Here is a 17,553-nt window from a genome sequence, read left to right on the forward strand (position 1 = left end):
CGCGCGACATATCATTGGGGGCATCCACTATCATGACGGAACTGGCCGGCGGCACCGGCAACTGGATCGACGCGGTCAAACCCTATGTGGAAAAGGCGCCGCTGGCGTCCTTCTTTCTGGGCGTGTCGTCCGGCGCGCCCTTCGCGATGATCGCCGCGACCCTGACGACCCGGCTGGCGCAGGACGGGATCGACAAGAAGGCCGTGACCGCCTTCACCCTGGCGTTCCTGGTCTATAACCTCAAATGGCTGTGGGCATGGGTGGTCGATGGCGTTCGACTGCCGATTATCGGCCGATTGGGGCAGCGCGTATCCTGGCTGATTGTCGCCGGCCTGTTCGTCATGGCCGCCATAACCTATCTGGCGCTGGTCGATCCCAAGACCAGCCTGATGCAGACCGCCTATGCCGCGGTTCTGGTCGGCATGGCGGGGGCGACATTCGACATCGTGATCGACGCCTATCGGATCGAATTGCTCAAGCCCGAACAATTGGGCGTCGGATCGGGCATGTCGCAATATGGCTGGCGCATCGGGTCGGTCGCCGCCGGATCGCTGGCGCTGGTGCTGGCGTCGCGCATCGGCTGGCATGGCGCCTATCTGGCCTGCGGTCTGTTCGCCTTGCCGGCAATGCTGACCGGCCTGATCATGGGAGAGCCGGACCGGCATCGCGATCCCATCGCCCGGCGCGGCATTGGCGAAGTCATGGCCTCCATCACCGGGCCGCTGGTCGAATTTTTCAAGCGGCGCGGCGCTGTTCTGGTGCTGCTGTTCATCCTGATGCACAAGATTGGCGACACGCTGGCGAACCTGACCTTCCGCCTGCTGTTCGACGATATGGGCTTCACCAATGACGAAATCGCCATTTACGATGTCGGCATGGGGTTCTGGGCCTATCTGGCCGGCATTTTCCTGGGCGGCATGCTCTATGCGCGGCTGGGCATGAAGAGATCGGTGCTGATCAGCCTGATCCTGATGTGCGTATCCAATTTCAGCTTTGCCGCGCTGGCGGCGCTGGGCAAGAGCAACTGGGGCATGGCCGGCGCGATCGGCTTTGAGAATATCGCCAGCGGCATTGGCGGCGTCACGGTCGTCGCCTATTTCTCGGCCCTGTGCGACCTGCGCTTCACCGCCGCCCAATATGCGCTGATTTCGGCGGCGGCCAGCATCGTCGGCCGTTTCCTGACCGGCACGACGGCTGGCGGGCTGATCGAACAGATGGGCTATGTGAACTTCTATCTGCTCACCACCGCGCTGGCCGTGCCGGGCATATTGCTGTTCTGGCTGATGATGCGCGCTGGCCTGATCGACGCCAGCGTCGGGAGCGCAGCGACCGACACGGGCGACGCCCGATGATCTTCATCGCCGCCTCGCTGTGCCTCCAGATCGTCTGCGCGGTGCATGTCATCCGGTCGGGCCGCAACCAGATATGGCTGCTGTTCATCATGCTCTTTTCGCTGCTGGGCTGCTTTGCCTATGTCATGCTGGAGGTGCTGCCGCAGCATTGGAACAACCGCCATGTCCGCACCGCGCGGGCGCAGGTGGTGGGGAAGGTCGATCCTGAACGCGCCGTGCGCGACGCCGAACGCGCGATCGATCTGGCCGATACGGCCGCCAATCATATCGCGCTGGGCGATGCGCAGGCCGCGCGCCACCGCTATGCGGAGGCCGAGGCGGCCTATCGCAAGGGATTGGCGCTGGGACCGGGCAATGATTGGGGGACGCAGGTCAAGCTGGCTGGCGTGCTGTTCGAACTGGGCGAGAGCGCGCAGGCCCTTGCCCTGCTGGAGGCTGCGCCCGAACTGTCGCGCGGCAGCGAGTGGGACCGGCGCACTTTACTGAAGGCGCGCATCCTGGCCGATCTGGGGCGCAGCGCGGACGCGCGCCTGTTGTTCGAGGATGTGGTCGAACGCATCGCCGGAGAGGAGGCGCGATGCCATTATGCGGCTTTCCTGCTGCAACAGGGAGATAGTCGTCGCGCGCGATCCATCCTGGAAGAGGTGGAGCGCCGGGCGTCCCGCATGGACCGGACCCAGCGCGCCGCGCAGGCGGACATGTATCGCTGGGCCGGGGAGCAACTGGCCGAATTGCGCCGGGCATAGAGCGGTCTGTGATCCGATTGCATCGGATCGACCGCTCTGCCTTTTTTGATTTCCCGCATTTTGCGAGCCGTCATCTGTTCCAGATGACTTCAAAATGCTTTAACCCGCCGCGTAGATATCCAGTGGGCGGCCAAGGTCATTATGGGCCTGCGCCACCGCCTGAAGGCAGGTCAGCGCACCCAGCGCATGATCATTGCCCAGCAATTCGCTGACCCGGTCATAGGCGGCATTGGGATCGCGCAGCGCTTCCCCGGTCGCCTGCATCATCAACGCTTCGTCGGCGGTCATGCGCGCGCAGCAGCAGGGCGCGACCAATATCTTGCGGCTCGATGCGCGCGCCAGTTCCAGCATCATCGCGCGCATCAGCACCAGCGGCCGGCGATAGCTGCGGCCGAACGCGCCCAGCATCGCATTGGCGGCATGGGCGTCATTCACGCCCGCCGTCGCCATCCGCCGCATCACGAACAGGAACAGGCGATTGCCATAGCCGCCCGGAATGGGCCGGGGCAGGTCGAGGGGGGAGGTCTCTCCATAAGCAGCCATAGAATCGCGCCTTCTGCGTTGGTCGGTCAACGCACAATACGCTATTGCGAGTCACTCGCAAGTCCTATTCAGTCCGGTAATTGCTCGTTCAGTCGCAAAATCTCGCCCGCCAGATAGAGCGACCCGCCGATCAGCAATTTGACCGGCGTGCCGCCGGCGGCGTTCGTGACGGCGCGGATCGATTCGCCCGGTTCGGCATGGGCGGTGCAGCCTATGCCCCACTGACCGGCAATGGCGGCGAAGCGTTCGGCCGGATGATGTTCATGACCCGGCACTGGCAGCGCATGGATATGCGCGATCTTCCCCGCGAAGGGCGCAAGGAAGGCGTCTACTTCCTTGTTCGCCAGCATGCCGATGATGAGGTGCAGTTTCTGCCCCTCCAGCCGGTCAGCGGTGAAATAAGCGCCGATCGCCTCGCCGGCGCCGGCATTATGCCCGCCGTCGAGCCAGGCGGTGCTGCCTTCGGGCAGCGGGGCGAGCAGCGGGCCATGCTCCAGCCGCTGGAGGCGGGCAGGCCAGTGCGCCCAGAGGGGGGCGGCTTTCAGCGCAGCCTCGGGCAGAGGCACCGCGTCCTGATGGCGCAGCATGGCAAAGGCGAGCGCGGCATTTTGCACCTGATGCGCCCCGGCAAGGCGGGGCAGCGGCGTGTCGAGCCGGCCCAGATCGTCGCGATAATGGAGCCGGTTGCGATAGACGGCGGCGTCCCAGCCTTCGCCCTGGTTGATCCAGAGGGTGCTGGCGGCGTCGGCCGCAGCCTGCATGATGGGATGGAGCGTTTCGGGATAACGCTGCGTCACCAGCGCCGCGCCGGCCTTGGCGATGCCGGCCTTTTCCGCGGCGATCTTTTCCAGCGTGTCGCCCAGAAAGGCCTGATGGTCGATGCCCAGTTGTGCGATGCCGCACACCGCCGGGTCGGTCAGCACATTGGTCGCGTCCAGCCGGCCGCCAAGCCCGACTTCAATGATGCAGGCGTCGGCCGGATGTTCGGCAAAGGCGAGGAAGGCGGCGGCGGTCGTGACTTCAAAGAAGCTGGCGTTCACGCCTTCCGCAATGTCCAGCACCCGCTCCAGATAGCGGGAGAGCTGTGCGTCGCCGATCAACTGGCCGGATATGCGGATGCGTTCATTGAAGCGCACCAGATGCGGAGATGTGAAGACGTGGACGCTTTTGCCGTCGGCCTCCATCGCCGCGCGCAGGAAGGCGCAGGTCGACCCCTTGCCGTTGGTGCCGGCGACATGGAAGACCGGGGGCAAGGCGCGGTGCGGATCGCCCAGCCGCTCCAGCAGCCGGGTGATCCGCTCCAGCCCCAGCACGTCCGCGCCGGGGGACAGCGACCAGAGCCGATCGAGTTGCGCCTGCACCTGCGGATCATCCGAAACGGCGTGGTCGGCCATGCGCGCAACTCCCCCTATCGCGCTTTATGTTGCAGTCAGGCAGCGGCGCGCGGCGTCAGATAGCCGATCACCCGCGCCAGCGTATCGCGCAATTCGCTGCGATGGACCACCATGTCGAGCATGCCATGGTCCAGCAGATATTCGGCGCGCTGGAATCCTTCAGGCAGCTTTTCGCGGATCGTGCTTTCGATGACGCGCTGGCCGGCGAAGCCGATCAGGGCATTGGGCTCCGAAATCTGGATGTCGCCCAGCATGGCATAGCTCGCGGTGACGCCGCCCGTGGTCGGATCGGTCAGCACGACGATATAGGGCAGGCCGGCCGCGTGCAGCTTCTGGATCGCCACGGTCGAACGCGGCATCTGCATCAGGGAAAGGATGCCTTCCTGCATACGGGCGCCGCCGGCGGCGGTGAAGATGACATAGGGGCATTTATGCGCGATCGCGTCGTTCACGCCCTGGATGAAGGCCGCGCCCACGCCCATGCCCATGGAACCACCCATGAAGGCGAAATTCTGCACGCCCATGACCAGAGGCACATCATCGATCGCGCCGCGCGCGTTGATGAGGGCGTCCTGATCGCCGGTGGAGGCGCGGGCGGCCTTGATACGGTCCGGGTAGCGCTTGCTATCGCGGAATTTGAGCGGATCTTCGGGCACATGCGGCGTCGGCAGCAGGATGAAGCCGGCGTCGAGTATTTGCTCGAAACGGGCGTCCGGACCGATGCGGCCATGATGGTCGCAGCGCGGGCAGACCGAGAGATTTTCCTCCCATTCCTTGATGAAAACCATTTCCTTGCACGACGGGCACTGGTGCCAGAGCGTTTCGGCGGTGGTTTCCTTCTTGGTGAAGGGCAGGGCGTTACGAACGCGGTTGATCCAGCTCATGCTGCGGTCTCCCGGATAGAAGTGGTGAGGGCGCCGCTGAGCGACGCAACGAATTCCTGTACGAAGGGCGCGGCGGCGTCGCCATGGCTGCCGATGATGTCGACAATGGCGGAGCCGACGACAACGCCGTCGGCGATGCGGCCGATGGCGGCGGCCTGTTCGGGCGTGCGCACGCCGAAACCGACGGCGATCGGCAGATTGGTGGCTGCCTTCAGCTTGGCAACGGCGATTTCGATATTGGCCTGCGCCGCCTGCTGCTTGCCGGTGATGCCGGCGACGGCGACATGGTAGAGGAAGCCGCTGGCGCCGTTCAGCACGGTGGGCAGGCGTGCCGCATCGGTGGTCGGGGTGGCGAGGCGAACAAGATGCACGCCCGCCGCGCGCAGGGCGGGGCCGAGTTCGGCGTCTTCCTCCGGCGGAATATCGACGCAGATGACGCCGTCGACGCCGGCAGCCTTGCACTGATCGGCGAACCAGTCCGAACCGCGCACCAGCATGGGGTTGGCATAGCCCATCAGGATCAAAGGCGTTTCCGGGTGACGCGTGCGGAAATCGGCGGCGAGGGCGAACACATGCTTCGTCTTCGTGCCGGAGCCGAGGCTGCGCAGGTTCGCCAGTTCGATTGCCGGGCCATCGGCCATCGGATCGGTGAAGGGCATGCCCAGTTCGATAATGTCCGCGCCGCCCGCGACCAGCGCATCGAGGATGGCGGGCGTGGCGGCGACGTCGGGATCACCGGCGGTGACGAAGGTGATGAGCGCGGCGCGGCCCTGCGCCTTGCAGGCGGCGAAGCGGGTGGAGAGACGATCGGTCATGCTCACATCTCCACTCCCAGGGCGTCGGCGACGGTGAAAATATCCTTGTCCCCCCGACCCGACAGATTGACGATGATGATCTTGTCCGCGTCCAGCGTCGGCGCGACCTGTTCGGCGGCGGCCACGGCATGGGCGGATTCCAGCGCGGGGATGATGCCTTCCAGGCGGGACAGGGTCTGGAAACTTTCCAGCGCCTCGTCATCCTTGATCGGCAGATAGTTCACCCGGCCGATTTCGTGCAGCCAGCTATGTTCCGGGCCGATGCCGGGATAGTCGAGGCCCGCCGAAATGCTGTGCGCTTCGGTGATCTGGCCGTCTTCATCCTGCAACAAATAGGTGCGGTTGCCGTGCAATATGCCCGACTTGCCACCGGCCAGCGATGCGGCATGTTTCTTGTCGAGGCCCTCGCCGGCCGCTTCCACGCCGATCATCGCGACTTCGGGGTCGTCGAGGAAGGGGTGGAACATGCCGATGGCGTTGGAGCCGCCACCGACCGGAGCGATCAGCATGTCGGGCAGGCGGCCTTCCGCTTCCATGATCTGCGACCGGATTTCCTTGCCGATGATCGACTGGAAATCGCGCACCAGTTCCGGATAGGGATGCGGGCCGGCGGCGGTGCCGATGATGTAGAAAGTGTCATGGACGTTCGACACCCAGTAGCGCAGGGCATCGTTCATCGAATCCTTGAGCGTCGAGGAGCCGGAATGGACAGGGATCACCTCTGCGCCGAGCAGCTTCATGCGGAACACATTGGGCTTTTGCCGTTCGACATCCTTGGCGCCCATGAAGATCTTGCATTCCATGCCGAACAGGGCGGCGACGGTCGCGGTGGCGACGCCATGCTGGCCGGCACCGGTTTCGGCGATGACCTTCTTCTTGCCCATACGGCGGGCGAGCAGCGCCTGGCCGATGCAATTGTTGATCTTGTGCGCGCCGGTGTGGTTGAGTTCCTCGCGCTTGAGGTAGATTTTCGCGCCCTTGCCTGCGGGGGCCTTGGCGCGCAGCGCTTCGGTCAGCCGCTGCGCATAATAAAGCGGGTTGGGGCGGCCGACATAGGTGCGCAGCAGTTCGGCAAATTCGGCGTCGAAGGCCGGATCGGCCTTCGCCTCCTTGTAAACCTTCTCCAGCTCCAGGATCAACGGCATCAGCGTTTCGGCGACATAGCGGCCGCCGAACGCGCCGAAATGGCCATTATCGTCCGGCTGGCTGCGGAGGCTATTGGGCAGGGTGATGGTGTCGGTCATGATTTCTTTCCGAGACAATATGGGGCGTTCGCTTCGATCTGGGGGAAGCGATCAGCGCCATCGTCCTTCGATGCGCACGGCAGGGGCGTTCAGCGTCAACATGGCTGAACCGCTTTGCAGAAGGCCATGATCTTGTCCACACTCTTGATGCCCGGCGCGCTTTCCACGCCTGAAGAAACATCGATCAGCGGCGCGCCGGTGATGCGGATCGCTTCGGCCACATTGTCGATGCCAAGCCCGCCCGACAGGCCCCATGGCGCGGGGATGGCAAGGCCGCGCAGCAGCGTCCAGTCGAAGCGAAGGCCCATGCCGCCCGGCAGCGCTGCGCCATCGGGCGTCTTGGCGTCGAACAACAGCCGGTCGACCGCGCCGACATAGGCATTGGCAGCATCGATGTCGGCGCGGGTCTTGACCGAAATCGCCTTCCAGACGGGCAGGCCGAAACGCTGGCGGATGGCGGCGGCGCGTTCGGGGCTTTCCTTGCCATGCAGCTGGAAGGCGCTGAGCGCGCCGGTGTCGGCGAGGCGGGTGAGTTGCGCATCGTCCGCGTCGACCACCACGGCGACCCGATCGACATGGGCGGGAACGGCGGCGGCGAGCGCTGCGATCTGGTCCGGTTCCACATGGCGCGGGCTTTTGGGAAAATGGACGAAGCCGACATGGCTCGCGCCCGCCTGTACGGCCGCGCCCAGCGTTTCGGGGGTCGACAGACCACAAATCTTGATCGCGAGTCGGGACATGGCTGGGGCTTTAGCGGCGAAGGGCGGGGAAGTCACATGGCCGGCGGGATCGGAATGGGCTGGGTCAGGTCCATGTCGTGCAGCGCCAACCACTGGTCGGCATGGGTAACGCAAGCGGCGCCCAGAAAATCATCCAGCCCGGCGACGATCTGCGCGTCGGTCATCAATGCGGGATCGAGCGGCGCACGCCAGTGGAGTTCGAAGTGCGGGCCATGGGTGCGGACAAGGTAGAAGGGCAGGAATTGCGCGCCGACTTTGCGCGCCAGCCGCAGGGCGATCGACAGATTGCCCGACGGTTCCAGCGGCCGGCCGAAGGTCGGGAACCAGACCTGCCGGTCGCGCCGCTCGTCCGCCAATATATAGAGGGTGGCGCGGTCCTTCTGGGTCAGATGCTTGAGCACGCCGCGCGCGGCCCCTTCGCCGCCGATCGCTTCGCCCATGTAGCTGGAGCGGGCTTTCTTGAGTTGGGCGGCGGTCTTCGGGTCTTCGGGCGCTTCATAGACGCCAAGGCCGGGGCGGTCGGTCGACCATTTGATATGGGCGGCGAGCAGATCCCAATTACCCAGATGCGCGGTGAAGGCGATCATCGGGCCGGGACCGTCCAGAACCGCCTGATAGGCCGCCTTGTCGATGACGGTCACATGGGCGTCGTTCACCAGCCGGTCGATATTGGCGAGTTCCGCCATGGTGCGGCCGATATTGACCCAGCGTTGGGTGAGGATCGCCTCCCGCTCCGTTTCCGGCAGGTCGGGCCGCAACATCGCCAGATTGGCGCGGGCGCGGGCGTCGCGCAGCTTCATCGTGCGGCGGGCGATGTTCGCCGACAGCCAGCCGCCAAGCCAGGAAGCGATCGGCGCAGGCAGATGGCGCATCAGGAAGAAGAGAAAGGGGTTGGAGAGCATCGTCCAAGCGTCATACAGCAGCGGGTGAGGCGGTAAAGGGGCGCAGGTGACGGCGATGATGTGGGTGTGGATCGGCCTTCAGGCGCTGACGCTGATCGGGGTCGTGAACTATTGGCGGCATCTGCCGAGCGACCGGAAAATCGAGACGCCCGGTGGTGTGGTCGTGATCCTGAGCGTGCGGGACGACTGGGATGGCGGGGCGGGGCTGATCGCCCGGCTGAAGGCGCAGAGCGCGACTTTCCGGCTGTTGATCGCGACATCGGGGGATTGCCCTGCGGCCGACGCGCTGGCGGCGCGGGAGGGCGACTGGGTGCAGATCGTCGCGGCGGGAATCGCGCGCGACGAGGGGCAGAAGGTCCACAAGCTGCGGGCGGCGCTGCGGGTCTTGCGGCCGGAGGATCGGTATCTGGTCTTCATTGATGCGGACATAGAGCCGCCGGCGCGGCTGGTGGGGCGGCTGCTGTTTCCGCTGGTGCGGGGGAAGGCGGATATTGTTACTGGCTATCGGCTGCTGCTGCCGGAGCGGGGCATGATGGCGGCGCTGGTCGGGGCGGTGGAGATGCAACTGGCGACGCTGCCGCGTTTCGCCAGCGCGACCATGCCATGGGGCGGCGCTATGGCGCTGACGCGGGAACTGGCGGATCGGCTGGATCTGGACGGGGCGCTGGCGGGGCGATTGTCCGACGATATGAGCATTGGCCTAGCCGGATGGCGCGCCAAGCTGCGGCTGCGGCCGGTGCGCGATCTGCTGGTGGCCAGTCCGCTGGTGGGGCAAACGGCCGATCTGTTGGGCTTTGGCGTGCGCCAATATCGGCATATCGCCACCAACAGCATGGGCATGTGGGCGCTGGCGACCGGGGTGGTGGCGGTCCAGTCGGCTGCGTGGGGCTGGGCGTTGCTGGCGGGCGGCTGGCCGGCGGTGGCGGTCGGCTATGGCGCGGCGTGGGGTCGGGCGCTGGTGCGGCGGCGGATCATTGCCGGCGTGCTGGAGCCGGCGCAGGCGCAGGCGGCGCGGCGGTCGCTGGTCTGGGACATGATCGCGCCCTTTGCGGTGACATGGGCGCATCTGGCGGTGCAGCTGATGGCGGTGACGTCGAATCGCATCGTCTGGGGCGGCTGGGCTTATCGGGTTCGGGGCGGCCGGGTGGTGGACATGGAGAGAAGCGCTTAACTTCGCACATTTCCCGCAGAATTGGACATTTCGGAACAAAATCGAGACATTTTATGTCGCTGCGTCAGGGGCGGGCGGGGACGGATCGCTTCTCGACGGCGTTCGAATCGCATGGAGGCTGAAGATAGCTTCGGGCGCGGAGATAGGACAGGAAAGCGAGGATTGGCGCGACGGATGAGATGGCGGAGTTGGGTGGATTCCTGCCATTCCCCTCCCGCCTGCGGGAGGGGGAATATGTCCGCTTCTGCTCGTAACCGGCCCTTCCCCCTACGCCGCCGGCAGCTTCAACCGCACGAGCAGCCCGCCCAGATCCTCGCTTTCTTCCAACGCTACCGATCCGCCATAGATTTCCGCCACATCGCGCACGATGGCGAGGCCAAGGCCGGTGCCGGGCTTTCCCGAATCGAGGCGCACGCCCCGGTCGAAGATGCGTACGCGATCGGCCTCCGGGATGCCCATGCCGTCATCCTCCACCTGTATCTCGACCATGCCGCCCGCGTGCGCCACCACGGTCGCGAACACGCTGCCGCCACCATATTTTGCGGCATTCTCGATGAGGTTGCCCAGCATCTCGTCCAGATCCTGCCGCTCCACCCGCACGGCGGCTTGCCTGTCGCCGTCCATGTCGACGCGCGCTTCGGGATAGAGGCGCTGCACTGCGCGCTCGACGGCGGTCAGGCTGGCCCAGACTTCCGCCCGGCTCTGCGCCGCGCCGCGCCGGCCGACGGCGCGGGCGCGGGCGAGATGATGGTCGACCTGCCGCCGCATCGTCGTCGCCTCGCGGATCACCGCTTCGCCAAGGTCGGGCGCCTGCGCCGTCGCGGCGTTCATGATGACGGTCAGCGGGGTCTTGAGCGCATGGGCAAGATTGCCGGCATGGGTGCGCGCTTCCTCCGCCTGCCGCTCATTATGAGCCAGCAGGGCGTTCAGTTCCTCCACCATGGGCAGCACTTCGGCCGGCATGGCTTCGGTGACGCGGCTCTTTTCGCCGCCGCGCATCTTGACGATCTCCATTCGCACCTTGCGCAGCGGACGCAGGCCATAGATGGTCTGGATGGTCGCCAGCACGAACAGCCCCAGCGCCAGCAGCGCGAAGCTGTTGAACAGCGTCGCGCGCAGCGTCTTGATCTGCGCGTCCAGCCCTTCGCGCGCCTGCGCCACCATGAACAGCCAGCGCGTGTTGGAGCCGGGCAGCAGCACGGTGCGCTCCATGATGCGCAGATCCTCGCCCGGAAACTGCTTGCTGTTATAGACATGCAACTGGCGGTCATGATGCTCGCCCGGCGCTTTCAGCGCGCGGTCCCACAGCGATCGCGATCGCCAGTCCTCATGCCCCTTGGCGCTGATCTGGTAGTAAAGGCCGCTATTGGGTTCCAGAAAGCGCTGGTCGGCCAGTTCGCGATTGAACAGCACTTCGCCGTCCGGCCCGATTTCCGACGCCGCGATCATCGCGGTCAGCACATAATTCATGCCGTCGTCGAAATTGCGGGTGATCGCGTCGGACAAGACCCGGTCCAGCGCCACGCCGCCGCCGACCAGCAGCACGCTGATCCACAGCGCGGCAATGCCGATCATCCGCCGGCTGATGGAGCCGGTGGAGCGGACGGAGGGAGGGGCTGGGCTTTCCATGGCCGACTATATCATCCCCGTTCGTTTCGAGCGCAGGTTCGAGCTTGCCGAGAACCGAAGTCGAGAAGGGTTCTCGACAAGCTCGAACTGAACGGGGGAGGGGGCGTCGATCAGCGCCCCGGCTCGTCCAGGCTGTAGCCAAGGCCGCGGATGGTGGTGATGACGTCGGCGCCCAATTTCTTGCGGATGCGTGTCACGAACACTTCGATCGTGTTGGAATCGCGGTCGAAATCCTGATCGTAAATATGTTCGATCAATTCGGTGCGGCTGACCACCTTGCCCTTGTGGTGGAGCAGATAGGACAGCAGCTTATATTCCTGCGCGGTCAGCTTTACCGGATCGCCCTTCAGCGTGACCTTGCCAGATCGCGTGTCGAGCCGCACGTCCCCGGCGATCAGTTCGCTCGACGCATTGCCCGACGCGCGGCGGATGAGCGCGCGCAGGCGGGCGATCAGTTCCTCGCTCTGGAAGGGCTTCGCCAGATAATCGTCCGCGCCGGCATCCAGCCCGGCGACCTTGTCCGACCAGCTGTCGCGCGCGGTCAGCACCAGCACGGGGAAGCTTTTCCCCTCCTTGCGCCAGCGATCCAGCACGGTCAGCCCGTCGATGGTCGGCAGGCCCAGGTCCAGCACCACCGCGTCATAGCTTTCGGTGGCGCCCAGGAAATGCCCGTCCTCGCCATCGGTGGCCAGATCCACGGCATAGCCCGCGCCCTCCAGCGTGTTCCTGAGCTGCTGGCCCAGATTCGGTTCATCCTCGACGATCAGCAGGCGCATGGGGCTAAGTCCGTTTCTGTTATGAAAGTGTCAGGCGGGTGCGCGGGTTAGCGCGCCATGCCGATAATATCGCCTGTCCGGCCGTCGGCATCAACCCACATCACCTTGCCGTCCTTCACATATTTCAGGCGATAACGGTTGGCGGAGGGGTTGAATTCGCTGCCGACATAGGTGGCGCCGCCCACGGCCGCGTCGACCCGGCGCTTGATCATGGCGAATGGCATGACCTGTCCGTCCAGCATCGCGCGGCGCGCAGCATCCTGTTCGTCACGGCGATTGCCGGCATCGGCGGCGGGGGCGATCAGGACCAGGGCAAGCGCGGCCGTGATCGCGGAGGTCAGGCTCTTCCTCTTCATCATCATGGGCATGGCATAGGTGAATGGCATTGAACAGGTGGTGAATGGCGCGAAGATGAACAGAAAAGGCGGCGATGTACAGGTGCTTCGCCGCCCTTTCTCTTTTCTTACTTCTCCAGCGCGTATTGCACCGTCAGCGTGACCGACGCGCTGACCTGGCCGGGTTCGACCGGGGTGACGGGCGCGGCGTCCGCCTTGAAGCGGGCGGTCATCGCCATCGGCATGGGCGGCTGGCCGCCGCTGTTGCTTTCGCTGATCGACACCAGCCGGGCGGAGCGATAGCCCGCCGCCTGCGCATAGAAATCGGCCTGCGCCCTGGCGCTCTTGAGCGCTTCCCCGCGCGCCTGCACGATCAGGGGCGAGGGATCGTCGATCGCAAAGCTTGGCCCGTTGATGTTGGTCGCCCCGGCCGCGACGAAGGCGTCGAGCGAGGCGCCGACCTTCTTGATGTCGCGCAGCTTCACGGTCAGCTGGTTGGACGCTTCATAGCCGATAAAGCGCGGGCCATCCGCCTTCCCGTCCTGATTGCTATAATCATATTGCGCCGACAGGTTGATGCCGCTGGTCTGGATGTCCTTCTTGGCGATGCCTGCCTTGGCGAGTGCGGCGATCAGCTTTTCGGTTTTGGCGGCATTGTCCTGCATGGCAGCCTGCGCGGTCTGGGCGCGGGTCTGGACGCCGGTGCCCACGGTCGCGACATCGGGCGCGGCTTCGACGCTTTGCGTGACGTTCAGCGTCACGATCGGCGCCGTCTCGGCGATGGTGACGCTGGTCTGGGCGACAGCCGCGACCGGCAGCGCGGCGGCGCCGAGCGCCATCAGGGCGAGAGCGGATTTCATGGACGTTTCTCCTCTATATGTCCTGCACCCATTTTGGCCGGGGTGCGATGAACGGACGCTGTCGCACGTTGAAAGCCGTCCGACAGCTTTGGCCGGGTCGGCATCCAGCGCTGACGGCCTGCAAATGGCGAAGTTCTGCGCTTCCGGTGCTCACATACTTTGAGTACGCTGCGCTCCGGGTCGCAAAACTTCACCATTTTCGGCACGTCATCATCTGAATGTCGACCCGCCCCAGGGTTGCTGCTCTGAAAACATGTGGCGACAAGGTGGTTCCACCGCCCACCAAAATGCTCTAGCTGCACCGCCATGGCAGCTCCTATTCTCTCGTTCGAAAATCTCGGCCTTTCGCAGGGGTCTCACTGGCTTTTCCGTGGCCTCAACATCGCCGTCGGTGCGAAGGACCGGCTGGCGCTGATCGGGCGCAACGGCGTGGGCAAGACGACCTTGCTCAAATTGCTGGGCGGGCAGATTGAGGCGGACGAGGGCGTCCGTTCGGTGCAGCCGGGCGCGCGCGTCATCACGCTGGAGCAGGATCCGGACGTCACGCCGTTCAAAACGCTGCATGATTTCGCGCTGGCGGGCGAGTTTGCGCCGCCCGCGCATGAGGTGGAGGCGATTGCCGACCAGCTGGGCATTGATCTGAGCCGCGAAGCGAAGACCGCCAGCGGGGGCGAGCGCCGCCGCGCCGCCATCGCCCGCGCGTTGGCGAGCGAACCGGACCTGCTGCTGCTGGACGAGCCGACCAACCATCTGGACATCGCCGCGATCGACTGGATCGAGAATTGGATGGCGCGTTACAGCGGCGCCTTCATCGTCATCAGCCATGACCGCGCTTTCCTGACCCGGCTGACGCGCCAGACTTTGTGGCTCGACCGGGGCCAGATGCGCCGGAACGAGATCGGCTTTGGCGGCTTCGAACAATGGATGGAGGCCGTCTATGCCGAAGAGGCGCGCGCGGCGGAGAAGCTGGACGCCAAGCTGAAGATCGAGGCGCACTGGCTGGAGCGCGGCGTCACCGCCCGGCGCAAGCGCAATCAGGGCCGCCTGTCCAAGCTGTGGGAAATGCGCGCCCAGCGCGCCGCGATGCAAGGACCGCAGGGCACCGCCAAGATCGCCGTCGCCAGCGACGACAGCAAGACCAAGAGCGTCATCAAGGCCGAGCATGTCACGAAGAAATTCGGGGACCGCACGATCATCGACAATTTGTCGCTGCGGGTGCAGCGCGGCGACCGGATCGGCATCGTCGGCGGCAATGGCGCGGGCAAATCGACACTGCTGAAATTGCTGACCGGCGCGCTGGAGCCTGACAGCGGCGAAGTGACGCTGGCCAGGACGCTGGACATGATCTTCATCGATCAGCAGCGCAGCCTGATGCAGGGCGACAAGAGCGTGCGCGACGTGCTGGCCGAGGGTGGCGACTGGATCGATGTGCGCGGGGTGCGCAAACATGTCCACGGCTACCTCAAGGACTTTCTGTTCGACCCGTCTCTGGCCGAAGCGAAGGTCGGCACATTGTCGGGTGGCGAGCGCTCGCGGCTCTTGTTCGCGCGCGAATTTGCCCGCGAATCCAACCTGCTGGTGCTGGACGAGCCGACCAACGATCTTGATCTGGAAACGCTCGATCTGTTGCAGGAAGTGATCGCCGATTATGACGGCACGGTGCTGATCGTCAGCCATGATCGCGACTTTCTGGATCGCACGGTGACGGTGACTTTGGGGCTGGATGGCACCGGGGTCGTGGACGTGATCGTGGGCGGCTATGCTGATTGGGTGGCCAAGCGCGATCCGCGCCGCGCTGCCAAGGCGGAGAAGAAGGAAGCCGCGCCGCCCCCGCCGCCCAGGCCCGTCTCCGCCAAGCTGACCTACAAGGATCAGCGCGATCTGGACCTGCTGCCCAAACGGATCGAGGAACTGGAAGCCGCGATCGCCCGCGATGAGGAAGCGCTGGCCGATCCGGCGCTCTATACCCGCGACCCGAAGAAATTCGCTGCCCTGACCGGCGCGATCGAAAAGGCGCGGGGCGAAAAGGACGCGGCCGAGGAACGCTGGCTGGAACTGGCGGAAAAGGCCGAAGGGCTGGCCGGGTAAGGGAGCGGATAAGGGCGATGGCGGATACCGATCGCGACTGGCGCAAGTGGGCGGAAACCGACCCTTATTACAGCGTGGCCGCTGCGCCGGAATATCGCCGCGATCGGATCGACGTCGACGCCTTTCTCTATACTGGCGAAGCCTATATCGTGCAGCGTCTGGCGATGCTGGAGCGGCAATTGGGGCCAGTGGCGCGGAGCCGCGCGCTGGATTTCGGCTGCGGCGTCGGCCGCATCACCCTGCCGATGGCGCTGCTGTTTGATCAGGTGACGGGGCTGGACGTCGCGCCCGCCATGCTGGCCGAGGCGGAGATGCTCAAACAGCGGCAGGATGCGCCCAACGCCCGCTTCGCCCTGTCTGACGATCGGCTGAGCGCGGCGGAGGAGGCGTATGATTTCGTCCACAGCTATATCGTGTTTCAGCATATTCCGGTCGCGCGCGGCCTGCCGCTGATCGGGCGATTGCTGGACCGGGTGGCGGTGGGGGGCGTCGCCAGCATCCATGTCGCGCTGCGGCGCGGGGATACGCCCTTGCGCGCGGCATTCTATCGCGCGCGCACCCGCATTCCGGGCGTTCAGAAACTGTCCCACTGGCTGCGCGGCAAGCGGGCGGACGAACCGATGATGCAGATGAACGAATATCCCGCCTCCGCCATTTTCGCGATGATGCACCGGCGCGGCTTCGGGCAGGCGGTGGTCGATGTGGAGCGGCACGGCCGGTTCCTGACCATGCATATCGCCGCCCGCCGCATCGCCGCGACAGAGCAGGAGCCGCAGCCATGAGCAACAGCGCGCCCATCCCCCATCACGCCATCCATTATGTGAACCGCGTCGGCTGGCTGCGCGCGGCGGTGCTGGGGGCCAATGACGGCATCGTGTCGACCGCCAGCCTGATGACCGGCATCGCCGCGTCGGGCGCGTCGTCCCAGTCGATCCTGCTGTCGGGCGTCGCGGCGCTGGTGGCCGGGGCGATGTCGATGGCGGCGGGCGAATATGTCTCCGTCAGCGCGCAATCCGACACCGAACGCGCGGATCTGGCCAAGGAGGCGAAGGCTCTGCGCAATCAGCCCCATGCCGAATGGGTGGAATTGCGCGACATCTATGTCGAACGGGGCCTGACGCCCGATCTGGCGGGGCAGGTGGCGGAGCAACTGATGGCCGCCGATGCGCTGGGCGCGCATGCCCGCGATGAGCTGGGCATTTCCGATCTGTCGACCGCGCGCCCGGTGCAGGCGGCGATGGCGTCGGCCGCCAGTTTCGCCGTGGGCGCGACGCCGCCGGTACTGGCTGCAGCGATCGCGCCAGCTGGCGGAGCGATCACGGCGATCGTCGCTATGTGCCTGTTCTGCCTTATCCTTCTGGGCCATGTCGGCGCGCGGCTGGGCGGGGCGCGGCCGTTGCGGTCGATCCTGCGGACGCTGTTCTGGGGCGCGCTGGCGATGGCGGCAACGGCGGGCGCGGGGCATCTGTTCGACGCGGCGATTTGATGCCAAGGTCCGCACCGATCCGATTCACAGGAGACGATGCGTGACCGATATTCAGCAAATTCCGCTCAAGACCATCAAAGGCGCCGACGCCAGCCTTGCCGATTATGCGGGGCAGGTGGTGCTGGCGGTCAACGTCGCCTCCAAATGCGGGCTGACCCCGCAATATGAAGGGCTGGAAAAGCTCTATGCCGATTATAAGGCTCAGGGGCTGGTGGTCGCCGGCTTCCCCGCCAATGATTTCGGCGCGCAGGAACCGGGCAGCAACGATGAGATTGCGACCTTCTGCACCACCAATTTCGGCGTCGATTTCCCGATGTTCGAAAAGATCGTCGTTACGGGGCCTGACAAGCATCCGCTCTACGCCGCGCTGACCAGCGCCCAGCCTGAGGCGCAGGGGGAGGGCGACGCTTTCCGCGAAAAGCTGAAAGGTTTCGGCATGACCCCCAATCCGGTGCCCGAAGTCCTCTGGAATTTTGAGAAGTTCCTGATCGCCAAGGACGGCAGCGTCGCCGCCCGCTTCGCGCCGACCACAGCCCCCAATGACCCTGCGCTGGTCGCCGCGATCGAGGCGGAACTGGCCAAGTGAAA

General features: G+C 65.3%; 18 protein-coding genes. 7 read left to right on the forward strand and 11 right to left on the reverse strand.

Going from position 1 to position 17,553, the window contains the following annotated elements; genetic code table 11:
- Nucleotides 1-32 precede the first annotated feature (32 nt).
- A complete protein-coding gene (locus ACFOKF_RS07750) occupies nt 33-1,352 on the forward strand; it encodes an AmpG family muropeptide MFS transporter (protein ID WP_380794642.1) in 1,320 nt (439 codons plus the stop codon).
- Nucleotides 1,349-2,098: a tetratricopeptide repeat protein gene (locus ACFOKF_RS07755; protein ID WP_380794644.1), complete on the forward strand. Its 750-nt coding sequence runs from the start codon at nt 1,349-1,351 to the stop codon at nt 2,096-2,098. The genes ACFOKF_RS07750 and ACFOKF_RS07755 overlap by 4 nt, the downstream gene beginning before the upstream one ends.
- Nucleotides 2,099-2,197: 99 nt before the next feature.
- Here ACFOKF_RS07755 and ACFOKF_RS07760 read toward each other — a convergent pair whose 3' ends face one another.
- The 7 genes from ACFOKF_RS07760 to ACFOKF_RS07790 form a co-directional block, all read right to left on the reverse strand.
- Nucleotides 2,198-2,641: a DUF6628 family protein gene (locus tag ACFOKF_RS07760; protein WP_298394600.1), complete on the reverse strand. Its 444-nt coding sequence runs from the start codon at nt 2,639-2,641 to the stop codon at nt 2,198-2,200.
- A 68-nt stretch (nt 2,642-2,709) separates the two neighbouring features.
- On the reverse strand, nt 2,710-4,035 hold the full coding sequence (locus tag ACFOKF_RS07765) for a bifunctional folylpolyglutamate synthase/dihydrofolate synthase (protein ID WP_380794647.1): 1,326 nt from the start codon (nt 4,033-4,035) through the stop codon (nt 2,710-2,712).
- Between the two features lie 35 nt (nt 4,036-4,070).
- Nucleotides 4,071-4,919 (reverse strand): acetyl-CoA carboxylase, carboxyltransferase subunit beta, encoded by an 849-nt coding sequence (gene accD, locus ACFOKF_RS07770; protein WP_298394595.1) that lies wholly within the window; start codon nt 4,917-4,919, stop codon nt 4,071-4,073.
- Nucleotides 4,916-5,734 carry a tryptophan synthase subunit alpha gene (gene trpA, locus ACFOKF_RS07775; protein WP_380794650.1) on the reverse strand — a complete coding sequence of 273 codons (819 nt, stop codon included), beginning with the start codon at nt 5,732-5,734 and terminating at the stop codon, nt 4,916-4,918. Before trpA ends, accD begins: the two co-directional genes overlap by 4 nt.
- A 2-nt stretch (nt 5,735-5,736) precedes the next feature.
- On the reverse strand, nt 5,737-6,978 hold the full coding sequence (trpB, locus tag ACFOKF_RS07780; RefSeq protein WP_380794651.1) for a tryptophan synthase subunit beta: 1,242 nt from the start codon (nt 6,976-6,978) through the stop codon (nt 5,737-5,739).
- Between the two features lie 95 nt (nt 6,979-7,073).
- Nucleotides 7,074-7,718: a phosphoribosylanthranilate isomerase gene (locus ACFOKF_RS07785; RefSeq protein ID WP_298394587.1), complete on the reverse strand. Its 645-nt coding sequence runs from the start codon at nt 7,716-7,718 to the stop codon at nt 7,074-7,076.
- 32 nt (nt 7,719-7,750) lie between these two features.
- A complete protein-coding gene (locus tag ACFOKF_RS07790) occupies nt 7,751-8,620 on the reverse strand; it encodes a lysophospholipid acyltransferase family protein (protein WP_380794653.1) in 870 nt (289 codons plus the stop codon).
- 55 nt (nt 8,621-8,675) lie between these two features.
- Between ACFOKF_RS07790 and ACFOKF_RS07795 the strand changes: the two genes are divergently transcribed.
- On the forward strand, nt 8,676-9,791 hold the full coding sequence (locus ACFOKF_RS07795; RefSeq protein ID WP_380797710.1) for a glycosyltransferase: 1,116 nt from the start codon (nt 8,676-8,678) through the stop codon (nt 9,789-9,791).
- Nucleotides 9,792-10,058: 267 nt separating this feature from the next.
- Here ACFOKF_RS07795 and ACFOKF_RS07800 read toward each other — a convergent pair whose 3' ends face one another.
- From ACFOKF_RS07800 to ACFOKF_RS07815, 4 genes are all read right to left on the reverse strand, one after another.
- Nucleotides 10,059-11,366 (reverse strand): sensor histidine kinase, encoded by a 1,308-nt coding sequence (locus ACFOKF_RS07800; RefSeq protein ID WP_380797711.1) that lies wholly within the window; start codon nt 11,364-11,366, stop codon nt 10,059-10,061.
- A 164-nt stretch (nt 11,367-11,530) separates the two neighbouring features.
- Nucleotides 11,531-12,196, reverse strand: a complete 666-nt coding sequence (locus ACFOKF_RS07805; protein ID WP_380794655.1) for a response regulator transcription factor — start codon at nt 12,194-12,196, stop codon at nt 11,531-11,533.
- Nucleotides 12,197-12,243: 47 nt separating this feature from the next.
- Nucleotides 12,244-12,582: a hypothetical protein gene (locus ACFOKF_RS07810; RefSeq protein ID WP_380794657.1), complete on the reverse strand. Its 339-nt coding sequence runs from the start codon at nt 12,580-12,582 to the stop codon at nt 12,244-12,246.
- A gap of 77 nt (nt 12,583-12,659) precedes the next feature.
- The gene (locus ACFOKF_RS07815; protein ID WP_380794659.1) at nt 12,660-13,391 is read right to left on the reverse strand and encodes an SIMPL domain-containing protein; all 732 of its coding nucleotides are present in this window, start codon (nt 13,389-13,391) and stop codon (nt 12,660-12,662) included.
- 306 nt (nt 13,392-13,697) lie between these two features.
- Between ACFOKF_RS07815 and ACFOKF_RS07820 the strand changes: the two genes are divergently transcribed.
- The 4 genes from ACFOKF_RS07820 to ACFOKF_RS07835 are packed head-to-tail and all read left to right on the forward strand — an operon-like array spanning nt 13,698 to nt 17,551.
- The gene (locus tag ACFOKF_RS07820; protein WP_380794662.1) at nt 13,698-15,479 is read left to right on the forward strand and encodes an ABC-F family ATP-binding cassette domain-containing protein; all 1,782 of its coding nucleotides are present in this window, start codon (nt 13,698-13,700) and stop codon (nt 15,477-15,479) included.
- A gap of 17 nt (nt 15,480-15,496) precedes the next feature.
- Nucleotides 15,497-16,261 carry a class I SAM-dependent methyltransferase gene (locus ACFOKF_RS07825; protein WP_380794664.1) on the forward strand — a complete coding sequence of 255 codons (765 nt, stop codon included), beginning with the start codon at nt 15,497-15,499 and terminating at the stop codon, nt 16,259-16,261.
- Nucleotides 16,258-16,965 carry a VIT1/CCC1 transporter family protein gene (locus ACFOKF_RS07830; protein WP_380794667.1) on the forward strand — a complete coding sequence of 236 codons (708 nt, stop codon included), beginning with the start codon at nt 16,258-16,260 and terminating at the stop codon, nt 16,963-16,965. Before ACFOKF_RS07825 ends, ACFOKF_RS07830 begins: the two co-directional genes overlap by 4 nt.
- 40 nt (nt 16,966-17,005) lie before the next feature.
- Entirely contained in the window at nt 17,006-17,551 is a 546-nt protein-coding gene (locus ACFOKF_RS07835; protein WP_380794669.1) for a glutathione peroxidase, read from the forward strand.
- Nucleotides 17,552-17,553: the final 2 nt, after the last annotated feature.

Source organism: Sphingobium rhizovicinum, assembly GCF_042647625.1.
GTDB lineage: Bacteria > Pseudomonadota > Alphaproteobacteria > Sphingomonadales > Sphingomonadaceae > Sphingobium > Sphingobium rhizovicinum.

Bases quoted from the DNA above. Each gene is read 5' to 3' on its own strand.
- ACFOKF_RS07750 (WP_380794642.1), top strand. From the start codon at position 33: ATGACGGAACTGGCCGGCGGCACCGGCAACTGGATCGACGCGGTCAAA.
- ACFOKF_RS07755 (WP_380794644.1), top strand. From the start codon at position 1,349: ATGATCTTCATCGCCGCCTCGCTGTGCCTCCAGATCGTCTGCGCGGTG.
- ACFOKF_RS07760 (WP_298394600.1), bottom strand. From the start codon at position 2,641: ATGGCTGCTTATGGAGAGACCTCCCCCCTCGACCTGCCCCGGCCCATT.
- ACFOKF_RS07765 (WP_380794647.1), bottom strand. From the start codon at position 4,035: ATGGCCGACCACGCCGTTTCGGATGATCCGCAGGTGCAGGCGCAACTC.
- accD (WP_298394595.1), bottom strand. From the start codon at position 4,919: ATGAGCTGGATCAACCGCGTTCGTAACGCCCTGCCCTTCACCAAGAAG.
- trpA (WP_380794650.1), bottom strand. From the start codon at position 5,734: ATGACCGATCGTCTCTCCACCCGCTTCGCCGCCTGCAAGGCGCAGGGC.
- trpB (WP_380794651.1), bottom strand. From the start codon at position 6,978: ATGACCGACACCATCACCCTGCCCAATAGCCTCCGCAGCCAGCCGGAC.
- ACFOKF_RS07785 (WP_298394587.1), bottom strand. From the start codon at position 7,718: ATGTCCCGACTCGCGATCAAGATTTGTGGTCTGTCGACCCCCGAAACG.
- ACFOKF_RS07790 (WP_380794653.1), bottom strand. From the start codon at position 8,620: ATGCTCTCCAACCCCTTTCTCTTCTTCCTGATGCGCCATCTGCCTGCG.
- ACFOKF_RS07795 (WP_380797710.1), top strand. From the start codon at position 8,676: ATGATGTGGGTGTGGATCGGCCTTCAGGCGCTGACGCTGATCGGGGTC.
- ACFOKF_RS07800 (WP_380797711.1), bottom strand. From the start codon at position 11,366: ATGATCGGCATTGCCGCGCTGTGGATCAGCGTGCTGCTGGTCGGCGGC.
- ACFOKF_RS07805 (WP_380794655.1), bottom strand. From the start codon at position 12,196: ATGCGCCTGCTGATCGTCGAGGATGAACCGAATCTGGGCCAGCAGCTC.
- ACFOKF_RS07810 (WP_380794657.1), bottom strand. From the start codon at position 12,582: ATGCCATTCACCTATGCCATGCCCATGATGATGAAGAGGAAGAGCCTG.
- ACFOKF_RS07815 (WP_380794659.1), bottom strand. From the start codon at position 13,391: ATGAAATCCGCTCTCGCCCTGATGGCGCTCGGCGCCGCCGCGCTGCCG.
- ACFOKF_RS07820 (WP_380794662.1), top strand. From the start codon at position 13,698: ATGGCAGCTCCTATTCTCTCGTTCGAAAATCTCGGCCTTTCGCAGGGG.
- ACFOKF_RS07825 (WP_380794664.1), top strand. From the start codon at position 15,497: ATGGCGGATACCGATCGCGACTGGCGCAAGTGGGCGGAAACCGACCCT.
- ACFOKF_RS07830 (WP_380794667.1), top strand. From the start codon at position 16,258: ATGAGCAACAGCGCGCCCATCCCCCATCACGCCATCCATTATGTGAAC.